We start from the raw sequence: 20,022 nt of genomic DNA, 5'->3' as shown, positions 1-20,022 counted from the left end.
ATTATTTTCTTTTTCTAACTGGTATCCATATTTCACTTTTAAAAGTTGGTGAAGTTACATCCTTCTGTTCATTCCACAGGATTTCTGGTCCTTCTGCTATTTCATAGTTTGAAGACGGAAACCATTCAGAGTAAATGCGTCCCCATATATTTTGAAGAGTCTCAGGGAATGGTCCAACTGCTTCAAATACTGCCCATGTTGATGCAGAAACGTCAAGTTTAGCTAAATTGCCTGGGCAATCTTTATTTGTTGCTACACCTATATAATGATCAAGCTCTCCTTTTTCCTCCATTCGATTTTCAGAAAAATTCGCTGACGCACTGATTATTCCAAAAGGCTCCACATTAGAAAGGCTCTTAAACTCACTTATTATTTCACCATTTAGACTTTGCCACATAGCTGCAATCTCTGGATTAACTCCATTAAAAATTATAGGAACTCTTTTTGTAATGCCAACTATGGAAAATGCCTCTTTTTCTTCAATTCTATACTTCATTTCATTTCCTCCCTTAATTGTTAATTGAAAGGTCATTCGTGGATAAGCCTTTAATGATTGACCATTATTTCTGGCTTCCGACGGTGTTATCCCATGCAAACCTTGAAAAGCTCTAGTAAAAGAATCTGCCGAGCTGTATCCATATTTAACTGCAATATCGATTACTCTCATGTTATTGTTACTAAGTTCAAACGCTGCAATAGTTAGACGTCTGCGGCGGATATATTCCGAAAGTGTAATACCTGCAAGGAAAGAAAACATTCTTTTAAAATGATATTCCGAGCAAACAGCCAGCCTTGCCACTTCTTTAAAATCAATTTCTTCGGTAAGATTCTCCTCAATATAGTTTAATGCTTCATTCATTTGTTTAAGCAAATCCATTTACATGACCTCCCTTTCATCAATAGAATATCAGAAATCAAATGTATCTATCCGACATTTCATGCACAGTTATGTAGGGTTGATTAACTTTAAATTATATATAATAACAACTAATAACCTAACTCTTTTCCTACAATAATTACCTTTATTCTATCTTTGACAAATTGTCCTGTGATAATTAAAAAATCGTTACATATTCTATTAGGACTTTTGCAGTCTACGCAGTATCCCAAAGTAGTACATGGAGTATTTTTCTTTAATCTTTTTGCATCAATTGGAGCTGAATAATTTCTAACTCTTTTTTCTGCTTCCTTTAAGTCACTAACAATTTTATTTATTCCAGCTACTAAAACAACTTGTTTAGGTCCATAAATCATTGGCGCAACTCTACTTCCATTACCATCAATATTGTAAAGTTCTCCATTTTCAGTTAGAGCATTTGTACTGCACATAAAAGTATCCGAAGAGAAGTTTTGTATATAAATTTGTTTCTTTTCTTCACTTGTTATATTTTCTTTATATTTATCTAAAAATTTATAATTTCCTTTACGAAGAAATTCTATAACTCCTGTTTCAAATAGTGTCATAGAATCACCAACACCTACTACAGAGTCTTCAGTTATAAGTTCTTTTAAAAGCTCTATCAGTTCTACTTCATCCTTAACGAAGTATCCCTCCATATTATGCTTTCTTAAATTATCTATTGTCCTATCAACTTGTTTTTCTACATACCATGAGATATTGTTATCCATTATAGTTTATTTCCTCCTTAGTTTTGATAAAAAAATTTCAATAGTTATACCTATGCCAATTCCTATAGCATATGCAAGTAAATCACTCCATAAAAATCCGTATCCTAATACTAATCCTCCTAGGGTTGTTTTTCTGATACTATCTATCCAATTTGCATGATATAACTGACTTAGCTCAATGAGATAACAAAATAATATCCCTATCAATGCAATCTTTTTTGTCTCTGAATCTCTAAAAATAAAGCCAAAGATGAAGAAAACCATTAGTGCCCAGAGAGCATCCCCTAAATATGTATTTAAAAAGTCTGGTATAATATTATCCATCTTTCTTGATAGTAGCCCTAAAGCAATTACAATTATTATTATAAATCCATACAGCAATCTATTACGTTTATTTGACATCTCTTTCCTCCAACATTTATTCCAACCATATTTCATTTTTACATTAATATATCCCCATCTTTATACCATCTATAATTTTATTAAATTTTGCTTCACTTAAAATTTCATGAGTAATAAACTTACCATTGTAAAACACGTTGTAAATACTAAAGGCTGATGGAAGGCTCTTTACTTGTTCCATATTATCAATTTTAATAATCTCTAATGCAATGCCTTCTCTCTTTGCCAATTCTTTTATTACTGTATTGGTGTAGTACTCAGTAAAAGGGCAAAGATTTGAATAATATACTGTTAATCCGCTTTCATTACTGCATATATTTTCTTTTGCACACTTATTAAATATAGGATTTTCAACATTAGGATTGTTTTTATAAACTAGTAGTTCAAAGTATGGTGGAGCTGTATCACAAACTTCAAATCCATGTTTTAAGAAAAACTTTTTATCTGGCATATATGGTTTCTTTTTATTACTGGTGAGCACAATAATACCATCCCTATCTTGGGAATCCTTTATGCATTCTTCTAAAAGCCTTCTTCCATAACCCTTCCCTGCATACTTTCCTGCAACCCAAAAACAGTTAATCACCATGTAGTTTGGAGCAGCAATTGGTATCCAAGCAATTTCAGAAGGACAGTATTCAATGAACACTTTATGATTGACATTAAACTTCTTAAATACATATCCTTTTGCAAATTGCTGCTTTAACCATTCCTTTTTCTTTAGGTAACCCTCAAGACATTTTTTATCTGATATAGCACAGCAAATATGTTCGCTATCAATATTTTCTTCATTTAAAGTTATAACCTCCATCGACTCTTTTAAATCCTTCATATAGAAAAACTCCCTTCGTTTATAATAGCTTAATGATAACAATATAAATATGCCAGCTATATGTCATATTAAACTATTCTAATTTTAATTATCACTTATCAAAAATAAAACCTAACTAATTTTACTTAGCTAGATTTTATTTTTATAATTATCTAAAATATATTTTCTATATTACGCAAGGCATCTGATATATTCCCCTGATACTCTCCACCATGGTAGCAAATTATCTTTTCTATATCATATTTAAGCAGTTTTGAAACAGATCTCTTTGCTTCTACCATATCTAAAGTAAATTGTGGTGCTGCAATTTCAAGATTTCCATTTTCTATGGCTAAAGCATCTCCACTAATTAAAACTTTAAACTTTTTTAAATAAATAGAAATATGTCCTGGCATATGTCCTGGGGTTTCAACAACTTCAATTCCCCCACACCAAGTAAAATAGTCCCCATCTTTTACAGTTATATCTACTTCTACATTTTTAATTGACCTTAAAATATTTTGAAATGCCTTTCCTGATTCTTGCTGTTCTGGCGGCAGCATCACCTGAGTTTGTTCTGCTTGCTCAAGCCGTAATGACTTTAATCGCCCAGACACATAAGGAGCATCCTTTTCACTTGCAACAACTTGAACATTAGGATACTTTTGCTTTATTGCAGCTAAACTCCCCATATGATCGTGATCATGGTGCGTTATAATTATCTTTGTCAATTTAGAAAGATCTATATCTTTTTTACAAGCAGCCTCTTCTAATATCGATAAAAAATCGGCATATCCACAATCTACTAAAATCATTTCATTTTCATCTTGAAGTATCACAGGATAAATTATATTTTCACCATATCCAAAATTAAAATTAACATCTAAAACAACTATATTATCCATAAATTTCTCCTCTTTGAAGTATAAGTATCTATACTAATACTCTTTAAACTTCATAATCTACTGCTACTCTTTCATTTACAACTTTCTTAATAAATTCTCCAACTCTTATATGTTCAGAATGATTTTGATATATGTTTAAATCCTCCATATTTTCAAACTGTGAGTATAAAACAATATCATATGCTTGAGGTGAGCTATTAACATTTATCCCAACCTCTATAAATTTAATTTCATTAATTTTATCTTGTAAGTTTTCTAAATCTGTTTTAATTATCTTAGCATTTTCTTGTTTCTTTTTTCCATCAGCAAATTCTTTTAATTTCCACATTACAATATGTTTAATCATTACTTCTTCTCCTTTTTAATTCATATACTAGTCATTAATTTTATTCTTCGATAAAAGTTTTCTAAATCCTTTCTATTATTAAATACAAATTGGTTATATTTAATTCTTTCAAATCAGTAAACAATTGCTTTTGTACTATTATTAACAACAAACTGATTCCAAATCCTTAGAAATTGAACAATCATAGTATTTATGATAAAATCAAATTAAAAATTTTTCTACTTTGTTATGTGAGGTAAAATAAATATGAACTATTCCTGTGAAAATAAAAAAGATGAAAACTTATCTTTTTCTAATATAAATCCCAGTAATCTTAGGGCTGACTGTGAGAACTGCTTTGGTTTTTGTTGTGTTGCACTGTACTTTTCAGCTTCAGAAGGATTCCCTGTGAATAAAGATGCTGGTACTCCTTGCATCAATCTACAATCAAACTTTCGCTGTAGAGTCCATAAAGACCTCAGAAAGTTAGGACTTAAAGGTTGTATTGCCTATGACTGTTTTGGGGCAGGACAAAAGGTTGCTCAGGCCACCTATGGTGGACATGATTGGAGGCAAGTCCCAGAAACTGCCCAGCAAATGTACGAGGTTTTCCTAATTATGCATCAAATTCATGAAATGCTCTGGTATCTAACAGAAGCACTTAGATTGGGGTCATCTCATAATATTAAAGAGGAGCTTAACTCCATGCTCATTGAAACAGAAAAACTTACTATTTTAAGTGCTGACTCTCTCTTAAAGCTTGATATTACATCGCACCGCTTTAAAGTTAATGCTCTTCTTAAACAAACCAGTGAACTTGTACGAAATAAATTTCGTATTGCTCAAAAGACTTCTTCAAAACACCAAAAAGCTCTTGGTCGAGGACGAGATTTTATTGGAAAAGATCTCACTAAGACCAATCTGAGAGGTGAAAACTTAAGTGGATCATATCTTATTGCTGCTAACCTTAGAGGAATGGATTTGAGCGGTACCGATCTCATTGGTGCTGATTTAAGAGATGCTGATCTTAGTGGAACTAACCTTACTAATAGTATATTTCTGACCCAAGGACAAATTAATACGGCAAAGGGTGATTCTGAAACAAAGTTACCTATGTCACTTAGTAGGCCTTTACACTGGTCAAAATGATTGGCTGCCTAACAAAATAAATAATTCTATATACCGCATTATTTAAAATGGATATGCGGTATTTTTTATTCTGTACAATTCACAAAGTTTGACTTTATCCTTTCTTAAAGCTATACTATACTTAATATGTGTATAAATAATGATTATTAATTACATATTAACATTTATTATTTTTTGTATTCATTATGGAAACAATAACATATAATAATCAGTAAATATAAAGTACATTAAAATAGTACATAATTATTAACAAGGAGTGTTATGATGCTAGAATTTAAACCATTAACCTTAGACGATAAAGATTTATTTGAAAAATATATAAAACCTTATAATTTTTCTACCTCTGAATATTCATTTTTAAGTTTATTCTTATGGAGAAAAGGATGTGAAATACATTATAGTATAATAAATGATGTTCTTATTATAAAAAAAGTGGATTTCAACCATTCATCTCACTTTATGCAACCATTAGGTTATAAAATGAAAGATCTTAAAGAAATAGTTGATACACTTATAGAATATAAAAAAGAACATAATATGGATTACCTATTTAAAGATGCTGAATTAAATTTTATAAATGATTTAAAAGAAGTATATGGAGATTCTTTAGAAATTGAAGAAGATAGAGATGGTGCCGATTATATATATTTAAGAGATGATTTAGTTAAATTATCCGGAAAGAAGTATCATGGAAAAAAAAATCATTACAATGCTTTTGTAAAAAAATATAACTATAAAGCAGTACCTATTACAGAGGATATAGTAGATGATTGTTTAATGGCTGGAAGAGAATGGTGTAATAAAAATGACTGTAAAGGCTATGTGCTTTATGAGCTCTTTGGAATAAAAGATCTTCTAAAAAACATAGACAAAATAAACTTTGTAGGAATGGCAGTATATGTGGATGATAAACTTTCCGCCTTTACTATAGGCGAAGTAGTTAATGAAGATACTGCTATAATTCATATAGAAAAAGCAGATGCTGATGTTCGTGGATTATATGCTTTTGTAAATAGACACTTTCTTGAAGAATACCTAACAAGCGTAACCTATGTAAATAGAGAGCAGGATTTAGGTATAGAAGGCCTTAGAAAGGCTAAACTTTCATATAACCCTGTGGAGCTTGCAATGAAATATATCGTGAAGTAAATAATGTTGATTTTTTATATTTAGTCCTAATAGGCAATTTAAGAGCTTCTAATTTCACAAGTGGCAGATACTAAAACTTATGAACTGCTTAAAACGGTTCATAAGTTTTAAAGTCTTAGCCGCTTGTTTATTAAAAACTCTAAGGATTGCTCTAATGATAGATAATAAAAATCAACATTATTTATATTCCATTACCTTAATCATGAATTCTATGCTCCATCCATGTTATAATATCACTTATCACTTCATTTTTATTTACTTCATTTAACATTTCATGTCTTCCACCTTGATAAATTTTGCAAGTTACATCCTGTATTCCTATTTTTTTATAGGTATTATATAAGTTTGTTACGCCCTTTCCCTCTTCTCCCACAGGATCTTCAGAACCTGAAAAGATGTATATAGGAAGCTCTCTTGGAATATTATTTAAAATATGAGGTTTGCTTAGTTCATCAAGACCTTTAAAGAAATAATAAAAAAATGAGGATGTAAAAGCATGCCCACAGTATTCATCTGTTATATATTTATCCACTTCACCTTTATCAGAAGTGAGCCAATCAAATAGTGTTCTTTCTGGTTCAAACTTTGAGTTATATCCCTTAAATATTAAATTATTTAAGCTTTTTCCCTTATTACGCGGCCCTTTCATAGATACCTCAAGTTTTGCAAGAGCCATACCCATCTTTAATTTTTGTCCTTGCTTTCCGTTTGTCCCTGAAAGTAAAGCTCCCTTAAGTTCTTTTCCATAAAGAGCTATATATTTTTGCGTTAAAAAGGAACCCATGCTATGGCCCAGGAGAAATATTGGTACATCCTTATAATCCTTTTTTGCAATTAAGGTTACTTCATACATGTCTTTTATCATCCAGTTGAAGCCATCCGTATCTCCTATATATCCTAAATCATCTTTATTTTTTGCTGTTTTGCCATGCCCTCTATGATCATTTATATAAACTGCATAACCATTTTCTATAAGTTTTTGTGCAAAATATTCATATCTCCCCGAATGCTCCCCCATCCCATGAGCAATTTGCACTACTGCCTTTGGAGTACCTTCTGTTTTCCATTTGTACACATGAATTTCTACACCATCAACGTCCTTAATATTAAACTCAATACTCCTCATCTATCCACCTCTAATAATTATGACTTATACTATAATTTTACCATAATTCAAAAAAAAATTTATGAATATTCAGGAAACTTTTTCCTGAACAAAGGAGCTCATGATTAGAGCTCCTTTGTTATAGTTAAAGATTAAATTTTGATATAATTTGTACTAATTGTTCAGCGCTTTCTTTGTTCACTTCAGCGCTTTCTTTTATGCCTTCTAACTTTTCATTTATATTAATGGCTTTACTTGATATTTCAGTAACTCCTTTAGCACCATCACTTACTGTACCAGCCACTTGTCCTACCGCATCTACTATTCCATCAATAGATGAAGTTAACTCCTCAGCCAATGCGCTAAATTCAAGCATAAATCCATTTACTGAATCCGCATCCTGATTATATTGTTCACCAGTCTCCATTAGCTTTTGATAATCTTTTAATACATTTTCATCTATAAACTTAAGAAGCTTTGATGAATTATCAGATAAGTCTTCTACAGAAGATATAACCTGATGAACTACATTTTGAATATTTCCAGCAGTTGATGCAGACTCCTCAGCCAAATTACGAACCTCATTGGCAACTACTGCAAAACCTCTACCAGCTTCCCCTGCTCTTGCTGCCTCTATAGCTGCATTAAGCGCTAATAAATTTGTCTGATCTGTAATATCAAGTATAGATGCTGCTAATGAATTTATTTTCTCAATAGACTTGGAGTTTTCAATGGCTTTTTCCAAATCATTTTTAACTAGATGATATATTTCATTTGCTTTCTCACTAGCTTCAACAGCAGATTTCTTTAACCCCTTTGCTCTTTTGGCGATTTCATTTGCATTAGCAGATCCATTAGTTGCTCTCTCAGCCATAGAATTTACCGCGTTACCCATTTCATCTGAAGAAGCAGATACTTCTTCAACAGTAGCAGCATTTTCCTCCATACCAGCAGAAAGGTTTTGGCTCTCAAGTGCTGTTTCTTCAGCATAGATTTTTAATTCAGCAGTTAAATTTTCAACTATTAATGCATTTGAATTTATAGTCTGAGAAGCAGAACTTAAATTTTCAACCATTTCTCTTAAAACTGTTCTCATATGTGCTATTGAATTGAAAATTGTACCTACTTCATCCTTATACTTGTAGAATCGTTCAAGACTATTATCATAAGATAAATCTAGCTTGGCTGTTCTATCAATAACTTCTGCTACTTCTATAATAGGCTTTGAAATCTTTAAAGAAAATAAATATCCTACTCCAATTGCCAATAATCCAACTACAATTGATATTCCTATTATAACATAGGTTAGTGTTTTTACTGGTTTAAATACTTCATCGGTAGTTACTGATGTAACAAGAACCCAATTAGTATCAGGAATTACTGTATAGTATGCCATTTTATCTGTATTATTGTAATTATACTCTATAGCTTCCCCATTTAGATTTTCACCTTTAGCTATCCTATTTGCAATAGTCTTTATATCTGGAACCTCACTGGATTTTCCTATTTTTTCTTTAGTAGGATGATAAATCATAGTTGCTTTATCATCAATTAAAAAAGCATAGCTTGACTTATTATCACCAATTTTCACATTTTCTAAGTATTTAGATAGGCTGTTTCCATGTACCGCTACTCCCACATATCCTACTATCTGATTATTCACTTTAACTGGATTCGTAAATACAACGATAGGGTTTTGAGTTACCTTTGATAAAAGCACCTCACTTATAGATGCCTTGCCCTCTAGGCTTGTGTTGTTATAAGATCTATCATTTAGATTTTTCCCAAGATAATTTTTGTCACTATCTGACACTATATTACCTTTTGTATCTACTAAAAATACATGTTCAACATTTTTGGTTTCATTTACATAATCAACTAATGTTGCGTTCATTGACTGCTGCTTTTTGATAAAATCCTCGTTATTTGTAGAGCCTTGAACTGTTTTAAGTAAATCTCTAACTACATTTTTTTCTGAAATAATTCTAGCAGCTAGTTGTTCCTTTTCAATTGAGGCACTTATAGTCTCTCCTGCACGTTTACCTACGCCTTCCATTTCACTTAATGTTTTTTTATTTAATATAGAATTATAGCTAACTTCATTGACTAGAGTTATTACAGATACCAGAACTATAACTATAATTGTTATCAATAAAGGTATTTTCTTTTTTATGGACATATAATTCTCCCCCTTTTTAGTTTTACATTTAATACAAATATTTTCGTATAGTCTTTAGAAAAATAAAGAGTAAATAAGAAATATATGTTAAATTACTTTTCATTATAATCTTAAAGATAAAAAGAGAAGTTTGCACATACAAACTTCCCATTTTATCTTATTCAAATACATTCATTATCTTATTGAACATTTCTTTATTTTCTTTTATCTTTTCTTCGCTTCCAAATACACATATATAATTTTTTTCCATACAATCTTCAAGAAGTTTTGATAAGCCCTTTATCTTATCTACTGAAGCATTTAATATTTCATCTCTTTCCTTTTGAACATCTTCAAAAGTCACCTTGCTTAAATAATTAGCTACAGCTTTGTCAGCTTTCATGGATGCACTAAGTGGATTATCTAAGTTACTTATGGTTCCTATTATATATTTTGTCATTTCTCTTTCGTCTGCCTCAAAATTCTTTACGTAATTTACCACATTATCATAAACATCTAATGTGTTTTTAAGATTAGGATCTCTATAGGATGTAAAGTACATATTTCCATTTCTATTGAAGCCTCCAAAGCATCCATAAGCTCCACCTTGAACCCTTACTCTATTCCATAGATAATCAAAGCTTGTTATAGTCTTTAATACTTGAAGTATTCCTGTATACTCATATCCAAGTTTTCTAAAGTTAAATCCCTTAGAATTATATTGAACTTTTCCTGAAGTCATAAGCCCTTCATTTTTAGCAACAGTTTCAAATTTATATTCATTATAATTAACTTTTTCATCATTTAGTGAATCATATAATACTGGTAAGCTTTCAGTAAACTTATCATAATCCTCTTCCTCTAGAGTTATACTTATTAAAAGATTATTTTTATTAAATACTAATTTACTTATTTCCTTTAAAGTACTTACTATTTCTTCTTTTTTGCTTTCAAAGTTATTGTCTAAGTCAACTAGGAAATGATAGAAATTAAGCCCAGAAATAAATTCTGAATAAGCCGCACTTTGAGAAAAATAAGAAGCTACTCTACCTGCTGCTACCATATGTCCTGCATCAAACAAGGACATTTCCACTCTAGATTTATACTCCTGTATAATTTCTTTAAGTCTCTTATAGTCATCAAATTTACTAGTTACTATTTGTTCCTTTAGTAAATTAAATAATTCAGGAAGCTTACTTACAAGAGCCTTAGATCTAACTTTAAGCATAGGAATAAAGTTATCTATATTATTATTATCATAATAAGGTATTGAACCATAACTTATTCCTCCAGTGTGTATATTTACTTCATTTGATAAGTCTTCATAGCTATAATTTTCTGTACCTACTTTTCCAAGTACTGCACATAAAATTCCTATATAAGGTATAAATTCTTGTTTAACTGCCTTACTATTAAAATAAAAATTCATATACGCTATCTTATTGGTAAATAAAGGATGTTTCACAACTTTAATATCCTTGTAAGTTTCTTCTACCAATGGAAGCCTTTCGGAGTTCTTATTTATATCTTCTATGGATAATAGTGGTAACTTTTCTAAGTCCTCTTGATTATCCTCTGAAGTTTGTCTTTCCTCTAATCTATTAGTTTGCTCTATTATTTTATTTAATTCACTTTCGCTTAGTCTTTCTTTATATTCCTTAAGCTCTCTTTTTATTTCCTCTTCTACAGTTTCTGCCATGCCCTTTTTAGGATTTAATATTAAAATAGAACTATGAGAGTTATTTAATATATACTTTTCTATAATCTTTTCAAAGTAATTGGTAGTTAATGCTTCTTTTACTTTATTTAATTGAGGTTCATAAGCTAAATGCATTAATGGATCTTTATCATAAAGCCAACTGTCCATAGCCTTTATTCCATACACAAGGCCCTTAGGATATCCATGATACTCTGCTTCTCTAAGTCTAAATTCTTTAATGTTTATGGAAGACTCTATAAGCTTTTTATTTATACCATTATTAACTAACTCTCTTAAAGTATTAAATACTACTTCTTTAAATCTCTCTTTTTGGCTTTCACTAGAATTCTTAACTACAATACTAAAGCTAGGCTGAAGTATGCTGCTGTCAAATACCCCAAATACATCCTTACCTAAATTAGCATCTATAAGAGCCTTTTTAAGCGGTGCTGCAGGAGTATCTAATAAAAGATGCTCTAAAATATCAAAGGCTAAGTACAATTCCTTATCTACAACTTTTCCTACCACAAAATTCAAGCTCATATACGATTTATCTTCTTCTTTTTCGTTTACGGATATAGGATACTCCACTTTCATTTCCTGCATTGATTCAAAAGGCTTTTGCTCTTTAATTTCAGAGTGGATTTCTATTTTGTCAAATTCTTTTAAATAATTATCATTAATAAAAGCTAACTCTTTTAATGTATCTCCATTACCATATAAATATATATAGCTATTTGAAGGATGATAATATTTCTTATGAAAATCTATAAACTCTTCATAGGATAAATCCGGTATAAATTCAGGATCTCCTCCAGACTCCACTCCATAAGTTGTGTCTGGGAAAAGAGATTGAGATATCTTTCTCATAAGCACTGATTCTGGTGATGAGAAAGCTCCCTTCATTTCGTTGTAAACTACACCTTTATAAGTTAATGAATCATTTTTATCTTTAAGCTCATAATGCCAACCTTCTTGCATAAATATTTCTGGATATTTATATATATTTGGATAAAGCACTGCATCTAAGTACACATCCATAAGATTAAAGAAATCTTTTTCATTTCTACTAGCTACAGGATACATAGTTTTATCTGCAAAGGTCATAGCATTTAAAAATGTATTTAGAGAACCCTTTATAAGTTCCACAAAAGGCTCCTTTACTGGGAATTTTCTTGAACCACAAAGAACTGAGTGCTCAAGTATGTGTGCAACACCAGTACTATTTTCTGGAGGAGTTCTAAAGGATATTGAAAACACCCTATTATCTTCGTCATTTACAAGTTTTAAAAGCTTTGCCCCAGTTTTTAGGTGTTCAAATATAAAAGCATCCGAGTTTAATTCCTTAACATGATTTTTTTCTAAAAGCTTAAATCCACTGTATTCTTTATTTAATTCTAAATTCATAACTTTCCTCCTTAATAAAAATTACCAAATATTACTTCGTACTAATTATTATGCCACAAAAATTATGTTCTATAAATTAAAAATTAAAATTTACTAATAATATTAAAATAACTGCGTTATTCTCAGTTCTATACAAAAGCATAAGTAGTTTTATTAATGTTATTTAAACTTGTAAAAATGTATTGACTATTTATGTTATTACTGTTATTATTTAATTAATAAAAGTCGAATATTGTTTTAGGAGGAACCGTGTTATGAAATCTACTGGTATAGTTAGAAGAGTTGATGAATTAGGAAGAATTGTTATTCCTATAGAGCTTAGGAGAACATTAGATATAGAAATTAAGGATTCTTTGGAAATCTTCGTTGACGGAGAGCAGATAATACTTAAGAAGTACAGCCCATCTTGCATATTCTGCGGAAATGCTAAAGATGTTATTAACTACAAAGGTAAAAACATCTGTCAAGCTTGTCTTGAAGAATTAAAATCCGATAAATAAAAATAAGCCTAAATGGCTTATTTTTTTATTTCCATTTAATATTTATTGTCGAAAAAAACTGACGAATTTTCACTTGTAATTTATAGTTAAGTTTACCTTTTATTTCAGTTATCTTGGTTTAAAATCTATCTTTTCAATTGCATACTTACCAAATATGCTAAAGATAATTGGAAATAATACGAAAGCCATATTCATATATATAGATGATATATTAATATATATATACTTAGAAATATAAGGCGTTGCAAATACACATCCATAGGCTAAAAGTATAAGCAAACGACTATTCACCATTAAAAGACTTACTGTATTGCTCAAACTTGCAAAGAATATAATTTTAAAAAGCACGGAAAGCTTAGTTAAAACTTCTATATTTGCATTTAACATAAAGACTACTAATAAATATATAACCCATACTATTAATGAAAAAATTAAATTTAAAACTTGACCAATTTTAAAATATTCCGCCCTTGTTATTGAAAAGTTCATTATATATCGATATCTGTTATAATATAATTCAAACAGTATTATTGGTAAGAATACATATAAATATACGTTTACAGATACTCCTTTTATGTCCATAGCAATAAAAAAAACACTCATTACTGAACCCACTAACATAGTAATGCCAATTGAAGTATCTATTACAAGCCCTAACTTTTTCTTGAAATCATTCACTCCTCACACCTTCCCTCAATAGATTTATAAACAATTTTTGAAGTGGCATCTTTTCTAATGTAAATCCCTTATTTTGAAGTTGTAGTTTTTCTTCATAGCTTATGCCATCATATATTCCTGCCCTTATAAGAGAAGCTATTTTTTCTTTTGACACTACATTTAAATTTCTTAGAATATCATTTAATTCATCTTCTTTTCCAGTTATATAAAATGCTCTTTCGTCAATTGTATCTCTATCTTCATTTAATATAATCTTTCCTTTGTCCATAAATATAATTCCTTCAAATAAACTTTCTATTTCCTCTATATAGTGAGTTGAAAAAATTATCGTCCTTGGATTTTCTTCATAGTCCCTTAGAAGTTCTTCATAAAATATCTCTCTATTAAAAGGATCTAGCCCTGCATAGGCTTCATCAAATATAGTTATAGGCGCCCTGCTTGCTAGTGCTGCTATTATATTTAAACAAGCTTTCATTCCTTTAGAAAGTTCTCCATACTTTTTACCTAACTCTATATTAAATTTCTCTAAAAGCCTTTCCTTAAATTCTTCATCCCAATACTTTAAAAATGTCTTAGCTGCACTGAATATTTCTCTGGCTGTCATCTCCGTTGAAAATCCATTTTCCTGACAAAGATATATTTTACTTAAAACACTCTTATTTTCAAATACTTCTTCTCCAAAAGCCTTTATGCTTCCTCCTGACTTTACATATTGAGATGCAATACATCTTAGTAAGGTAGTCTTGCCAGCACCATTTCTCCCTACCAAACAGTATATTTTATTTTCCTCTATACTTAAATTTAAATCTTTAAAAACATTTCTATTCCAAAATCTCTTTTTTAAATTAGTTATTTCAATTGCATGACTCACTATTCTACTTCCCCCTTAATTTTAATTTCAATACCTTTATGGACTAGATAACTTGTCATATAGTTAAAGGCTATAGTTATAATAAGCATTATATAAAACTGCCTTAATGTAAAATTCTTATAAGAAACTAATTTTTCATTAAAACTTATAAAATTATTAGTATTAAATCCTGCAGAATATATTCCAGAATATATTGCAATATATATGAACCCAGTTATCCAAGTTATTGCTTCATAGTCCGTATGCTGAAATATTTGATTAAAGGATAATATACTAAAAAACACTAGGACAAGCATTAAATATAATAAAAATACATAAATAAAGTAACTTTTATCTATGTTATCAATTTTCATCTTTGTTAAAGTTATTACTATTGATGATAAAATGGAGTTTATAACGTCATATATTATAGTTAAAATATAAAATTCCTTTCTAGTTACACCAAATCCTAAAAAAACATTTATTTTATCACTTCTATTTTCTACTATTTTACGAAAAAAAATAAATACCAACATACTGTCAAAAATTCCTGGCAACCTTTTGATTAAACTCCCTTGGAAAATTCCTAATATAACTACCACAAATGATATCATATAAAATATCCTGTTTCTTTTAAACATATATGCTAACTTATTTATCACCCTTCTTCCCCCTTAACCTATGTCTTAAACTTATTTAAGCAAGTTATTATATCTTCAATAGAAATGCCTATGCTTTTTCCCTCTTCTATGATACTTTTCAATTTATTATTCAAAAACTCCTCCCTTTTCCATATACTAATTTTTTCTCTTGCTCCAAAAGTTACGAACATTCCAAGTCCTCTCTTTTTATATAAAATACCCTTATCAACTAATATGTTCATTGCCTTTCTTGTGGTAGCTGGGTTTATACCATAAACGTGAGCAAACTCCGTTGTGGACATCACCTGTGTTTCTTCCTCTATAATTCCTCTTAAAATGTCATCTTCTATTCCTTCTGCAATTTGTATGTATATAGGCTTTATATCATTAGGATTAATAACCAAATACTTTCACCACCTCGTTAGTTACTTCGATTCTATAGCTGACTATTCTACTTCTCCTATAATTTAAATTTTAATACTTTTACACGCTAAATAATTTTTATATATTTAATGGGATGACTAATGAAATTTATAATAGAAATTACAAAACTTCACTACTCACCCCATAGTTTTAATAAATTAACATTCTATTATTTTCTCTTCTACTTTTTCTTCTTTTTTACAAATAGTTATTGTAAACATATATAAATAACTACCTACACTTGCTGACACAAAATTCATCAATACAGAGCCTATTAGATTAGCTTCAGGATTTATATTTACTAACGCCATTGATCCCCCTATAATAGCTAATATAATACTTACCATTACTCCTAGTAATAATATTTCTCCAAAATGCTTTTTACCCAATACCATTCCTTTTTTTAAAGCTTCTCCTACACTTGTATTGTAATATATTAAATACGCATCACATGGAATCAATAACACATTAAAAAGTATTAGTAAAATAACCATAAATGGTATCAATATACCCCAAAATCCTACAATAATTAACCCAACTGAAATAGAATAAATAATCATATTTAATCTTAAATATCTTAGATAAAAGCCCAAGCTTTCTTTAAAATTTTTCTTATAATTTATCTCATTTTTATTTAGTAATGCTTTTATAACTACAATTAAAAATGAGTAAAATAATGTTCCTATAAATAAATCAAATAAAATTGGTATTTGTTCATTTATTATTATTTGCTTAAAAAGTGAAATGTTTTTTATTAAATTTCCTCCTTTTCCAAAGAAGTCATACTTGTCAAAGTCTAAATTAAGACTAGTACTTTCAAACAATCCCTGTACTAAAATAAATGGCAGCAAAAATTTGAAACCTTTCTTATAATTGTTCCAAACTTCTCCATACATAAAACTTTCCTCCTAAAACTTATTCTTCTCCATTAATTTTACAAATTTAAGCCTATGCTTAGTTGGTTAGTTACTCATGTAACTAACATAAGTATAACTCCAATAGCCTTGTCTTGCAAAAATATTCTGAATTATTTTCTTGATTATTTCATTAATTTCCCTTATTTTCCTATAGATAACGCTTAATTACTAAGTATTTTTAGCTAATACTAATTGACATTGTATAAGAGTTGGAATAGTATTGTATTTGTCATATGGTAAATAATATAGAAATAAGACGACATTTTTAATGCTATGAGAGCATTAAAACCGTTATAATATCCGCAAGAGGTGATTTTATGGATAAATTAAAGATAAAAATATCAGAACAAGCTTATAATAAAATTTTAAATATATTGAAAAATGATGACCAATTTGACTGTGTAAAGTTTTCTATGGAATCTAGCTGCTGTAATCCTAAGGTAGGAATATATTTAGATGACCTAAATAACATATCTAATGAGGATAAGAAAGACACTATAGAAGATTTAAATATAATATATCCTAAGGCCTTAACAGAGAAGGTTAAAGAAGTTCAATTAGTTTATAGAAATAGTGGTTTTATGATTAAATCCATACCTTTGAAAGAAAGCACAGGCTGCTCTGGTAAATCTGGCTCCAACTCTGGATGTTCAGGCTGCAGTTCAAAGGGTTCTGGGTGCTCTGGATGTCATCATTAAAAATCAAGGTGTGCTAATCTCATCTAGCATACCTTTTTGCATTGAATAATTAAGTTATCCATAAACTTTATTCCTTACGATTATAGTATAACATCCTCAACATATGCCATGTCTAACTTATCCAGATAATCTAAAACCTTTCCCATACCTAAAGCTACACATGACTCTGCATCCTCTGCAATATAGACGGGTATCTTAGTTGCCTCTTGAATAACCGCATCTAACCCATTCAGTAAAGCTCCACCGCCAGTCATGATAATTCCTTTATCATATATATCTACTAAAAGCTCTGACGTAGTTTTTTGTAAGACTGAATTTATACTCTCAACTATGTTATTTACTACTTTCCTTAATGCATCCCTAATTTCTTCTGAGGATACTATTATTTTCTTTGGAAGACCTGTGATGGAGTCTGATCCACTTACTTCTATACTGTTCTCTTTTTCTTTCTTGCATGCGGAACCGATATTAATCTTTATATCTTCTGCAGTTTTTTCACCGATTACTGTCTTATGATTTTTGCGGATATAACGAATAATTGATTCATCAAACTTGTCTCCTGCAACCTTTATAGAATTCCTTACTACCATTCCTCCAAGTGAAATGATGGCAATATCTGTTGTCCCAGCACCAATGTCTATAATCATATTCCCACTTGTCTTTGTGATATCCAAACCAGCTCCTATAGCAGCTGCCATTGGCTCTTCAATTAAATAAACTTTTTTGGCACCAGCATTTATCGCTGCATCCTTTACTGCCCTTCTCTCAACTCCAGTTGCATTACATGGAACGGAAATCACTACCCTTGGAGCCGGCCTTTTTTTAATTCCCCAAACCTTCTTTATAAAATTCTTCAGCATTACTTCAGTAATATCATAATCTGATATTACTCCATCTCTAAGGGGATGGATGGTTACAATATTACCAGGTGTTTTTCCTATCATCTTTCTAGCTTCTTCCCCTACTGCTACCACACTGTTATTACTTCTATCTATAGCAACAATAGATGGTTCTTTAAGAATAATGCCTTTGCCTTTAATGTATACTAAGATTGTCGCTGTACCTATGTCAATTGCCATATCTCTTTCTATACTAAAAAAGCTCATTAATTTTCCACTCCTGCCTATTACATATATTTTAAAATTAGTTCTGGAAAATTCATTTTATATTCTTCTTTAGTATTTTACTTTTACTAGTTTATATACTTAAACAAATTTAGACTTCTATTTTACTTAGTAACTCAGCATAAACTTTTATCTTTTATTTATTTTTTATTGTGATCCAAGGCTTTGCACCCCAGTTGTGCTATCCAGTATCCATTCATCATTATTATTCTTTATAAAAGTACTCTTTCTTGTGAAACTAGTCGAGCCATCTTCATATGGCTCTAACAATTCTTTAATTATAAGTTCTTCTGTAATAACTTGATTATTTCCCTCTATATATCTTGGAGCTTTTATATATGACTTTTCTATGGACATCTTTGTATCATATACAGTTGGTATACGTACCTTTTCTTTAAACTTAATATCTCCATATGTAGACTTGTCTCCATCTACAAGTATTTCATATAACTCATCTATCATTGGTTTAGTCATAGTTTCTTGAAACAGCTTGTCAAACTCTCCTCTAGACTTTATTTTTTCTTTATTAAGCTCAGCTAAAGGTTTCCATGTTTTTTTAAGTATTAATATAGCTTCATCTTCCTTTAACTTTATTTTCCGAGTCATATATGGCTTACTTATTTTAATTAAATTTACATTTACTATGATCATCATAACAGCAACTAAAGTAATCAATACCTTGAGTTTAAAATTTCCTCTTTCATTGACTTCTCTATCTATTTCATTTAAGTTATGCTTTAATACTCTATTTACTTCTTGCTTTTGTTCTGAGTCTACTTCTAATTCCGTATTGAAAATTTTACCTTTTCTTGTGAGGGTTTCAAATCCAATTACATTATCAGATATCCATGTATAGCTTTTAACTTTGCTCCATTTAGTGAAATAAGAAACCGTAGAATCACCTGAATATACGCCTCCTTTAGCTATTCCTAATGATAATCCACCTAAAAATTGTGAAGTACATAGCTGCATCCAGAAGACTCCCTGAAAAATTTCATAAATATCACCGACCCCACCTGCAAAATAATCTAAAAAACTTCTCGCTGCAGCATACCCCCCTACTACCGCCGTCATAGTGTTTATTACCGGAATCTTTTTTGGCTTTGTCTTAATAATAAACTTCCCTGCATAAATCCTTTCATATAGGCTATGTAATAAACAATAACTCATTGCTATATTTAAAATAATATAAAAATATACACCCATTAATACTGCTCCTCATTTATTTAAAGTATTTACGGCTTTGTTGATAATTTTCACCAAAGCACATCCACATATTATTATATATGAGTTACGACTTAATTACCAATTTTTATACAAATATACTATAATTACATTACTTGAGTAGACTTATTTTCATTAAACTTAGTGGGCTTTCACCATCAAGCTATCGCCTATGCTTGGCGTACCACAAAAAGAGCATCCTAAAATCTTAGGATGCTCTTTTACGAT

General features: G+C 30.0%; 20 protein-coding genes. 4 read left to right on the top strand and 16 right to left on the bottom strand.

The genetic code is table 11. The features are described from left to right. Position 1 precedes the first annotated feature (1 nt). From DP68_RS12465 to DP68_RS12440, 6 genes are all read right to left on the bottom strand, one after another. Positions 2–877 carry an AraC family transcriptional regulator gene (locus DP68_RS12465; protein ID WP_035309963.1) on the bottom strand — a complete coding sequence of 292 codons (876 nt, stop codon included), beginning with the start codon at positions 875–877 and terminating at the stop codon, positions 2–4. A 110-nt stretch (positions 878–987) separates the two neighbouring features. After that, positions 988–1,629 carry a lactate utilization protein gene (locus DP68_RS12460; RefSeq protein ID WP_035309961.1) on the bottom strand — a complete coding sequence of 214 codons (642 nt, stop codon included), beginning with the start codon at positions 1,627–1,629 and terminating at the stop codon, positions 988–990. Between the two features lie 6 nt (positions 1,630–1,635). Further along, positions 1,636–2,031 carry a DUF2809 domain-containing protein gene (locus DP68_RS12455; protein ID WP_035309960.1) on the bottom strand — a complete coding sequence of 132 codons (396 nt, stop codon included), beginning with the start codon at positions 2,029–2,031 and terminating at the stop codon, positions 1,636–1,638. A gap of 43 nt (positions 2,032–2,074) precedes the next feature. Then, entirely contained in the window at positions 2,075–2,863 is a 789-nt protein-coding gene (locus tag DP68_RS12450; RefSeq protein ID WP_052085786.1) for a GNAT family N-acetyltransferase, read from the bottom strand. Positions 2,864–3,015: 152 nt separating this feature from the next. Further along, positions 3,016–3,747 carry an MBL fold metallo-hydrolase gene (locus DP68_RS12445; protein ID WP_035309958.1) on the bottom strand — a complete coding sequence of 244 codons (732 nt, stop codon included), beginning with the start codon at positions 3,745–3,747 and terminating at the stop codon, positions 3,016–3,018. A gap of 43 nt (positions 3,748–3,790) precedes the next feature. Then, positions 3,791–4,093, bottom strand: coding sequence for a Dabb family protein (locus DP68_RS12440; RefSeq protein WP_035309956.1), 303 nt, complete (start codon positions 4,091–4,093; stop codon positions 3,791–3,793). Between the two features lie 246 nt (positions 4,094–4,339). Between DP68_RS12440 and DP68_RS12435 the strand changes: the two genes are divergently transcribed. Next, positions 4,340–5,221, top strand: coding sequence for a pentapeptide repeat-containing protein (locus tag DP68_RS12435; protein WP_035309954.1), 882 nt, complete (start codon positions 4,340–4,342; stop codon positions 5,219–5,221). 264 nt (positions 5,222–5,485) lie between these two features. Further along, positions 5,486–6,370 (top strand): DUF2156 domain-containing protein, encoded by an 885-nt coding sequence (locus DP68_RS12430; RefSeq protein ID WP_035309952.1) that lies wholly within the window; start codon positions 5,486–5,488, stop codon positions 6,368–6,370. Between the two features lie 196 nt (positions 6,371–6,566). Here DP68_RS12430 and DP68_RS12425 read toward each other — a convergent pair whose 3' ends face one another. The 3 genes from DP68_RS12425 to DP68_RS12415 form a co-directional block, all read right to left on the bottom strand. Continuing rightward, positions 6,567–7,496 (bottom strand): alpha/beta hydrolase, encoded by a 930-nt coding sequence (locus tag DP68_RS12425; RefSeq protein ID WP_035309950.1) that lies wholly within the window; start codon positions 7,494–7,496, stop codon positions 6,567–6,569. Between the two features lie 124 nt (positions 7,497–7,620). Continuing rightward, entirely contained in the window at positions 7,621–9,654 is a 2,034-nt protein-coding gene (locus tag DP68_RS12420) for a methyl-accepting chemotaxis protein (RefSeq protein ID WP_035309948.1), read from the bottom strand. Between the two features lie 157 nt (positions 9,655–9,811). After that, positions 9,812–12,739, bottom strand: a complete 2,928-nt coding sequence (locus DP68_RS12415; RefSeq protein WP_035309946.1) for an insulinase family protein — start codon at positions 12,737–12,739, stop codon at positions 9,812–9,814. A 254-nt stretch (positions 12,740–12,993) separates the two neighbouring features. Here DP68_RS12415 and DP68_RS12410 point away from each other — a divergent pair, with 254 nt between their 5' ends. Next, positions 12,994–13,239 carry an AbrB/MazE/SpoVT family DNA-binding domain-containing protein gene (locus DP68_RS12410; protein WP_035309944.1) on the top strand — a complete coding sequence of 82 codons (246 nt, stop codon included), beginning with the start codon at positions 12,994–12,996 and terminating at the stop codon, positions 13,237–13,239. Positions 13,240–13,347: 108 nt separating this feature from the next. Here the strand turns inward: DP68_RS12410 and DP68_RS12405 are convergent, their stop codons facing one another. From DP68_RS12405 to DP68_RS12385, 5 genes are all read right to left on the bottom strand, one after another. Next, the gene (locus tag DP68_RS12405) at positions 13,348–13,917 is read right to left on the bottom strand and encodes a hypothetical protein (RefSeq protein WP_035309942.1); all 570 of its coding nucleotides are present in this window, start codon (positions 13,915–13,917) and stop codon (positions 13,348–13,350) included. Further along, positions 13,910–14,788 carry an ABC transporter ATP-binding protein gene (locus DP68_RS12400; RefSeq protein WP_035309941.1) on the bottom strand — a complete coding sequence of 293 codons (879 nt, stop codon included), beginning with the start codon at positions 14,786–14,788 and terminating at the stop codon, positions 13,910–13,912. Before DP68_RS12400 ends, DP68_RS12405 begins: the two co-directional genes overlap by 8 nt. Next, complete coding sequence (locus DP68_RS12395) at positions 14,788–15,429, bottom strand: hypothetical protein (RefSeq protein WP_035309939.1); 642 nt, start codon at positions 15,427–15,429, stop codon at positions 14,788–14,790. The genes DP68_RS12400 and DP68_RS12395 overlap by 1 nt, the downstream gene beginning before the upstream one ends. A 17-nt stretch (positions 15,430–15,446) precedes the next feature. After that, on the bottom strand, positions 15,447–15,812 hold the full coding sequence (locus DP68_RS12390; RefSeq protein ID WP_035309937.1) for a GntR family transcriptional regulator: 366 nt from the start codon (positions 15,810–15,812) through the stop codon (positions 15,447–15,449). Positions 15,813–15,989: 177 nt separating this feature from the next. Next, a complete protein-coding gene (locus tag DP68_RS12385; protein WP_035309936.1) occupies positions 15,990–16,727 on the bottom strand; it encodes a hypothetical protein in 738 nt (245 codons plus the stop codon). 338 nt (positions 16,728–17,065) lie between these two features. Between DP68_RS12385 and DP68_RS12380 the strand changes: the two genes are divergently transcribed. Next, positions 17,066–17,446 carry a hypothetical protein gene (locus tag DP68_RS12380; protein ID WP_035309935.1) on the top strand — a complete coding sequence of 127 codons (381 nt, stop codon included), beginning with the start codon at positions 17,066–17,068 and terminating at the stop codon, positions 17,444–17,446. An 80-nt stretch (positions 17,447–17,526) separates the two neighbouring features. Here DP68_RS12380 and mreB read toward each other — a convergent pair whose 3' ends face one another. Both mreB and DP68_RS12370 read right to left on the bottom strand, forming a co-directional pair. After that, positions 17,527–18,552, bottom strand: coding sequence for a rod shape-determining protein MreB (mreB, locus tag DP68_RS12375; RefSeq protein WP_035309933.1), 1,026 nt, complete (start codon positions 18,550–18,552; stop codon positions 17,527–17,529). A gap of 165 nt (positions 18,553–18,717) precedes the next feature. Next, positions 18,718–19,776 carry a DUF5673 domain-containing protein gene (locus DP68_RS12370; RefSeq protein ID WP_035309932.1) on the bottom strand — a complete coding sequence of 353 codons (1,059 nt, stop codon included), beginning with the start codon at positions 19,774–19,776 and terminating at the stop codon, positions 18,718–18,720. Positions 19,777–20,022: the final 246 nt, after the last annotated feature.

The sequence above is a fragment of the Clostridium sp. HMP27 genome (assembly GCF_000765165.1).
In the GTDB taxonomy this organism is placed as follows: domain Bacteria; phylum Bacillota; class Clostridia; order Clostridiales; family Clostridiaceae; genus Clostridium_AK.
The sequence above is the reverse complement of the archived record's forward strand: the minus strand, read 5'-3'. Positions and strand labels throughout refer to the sequence as shown.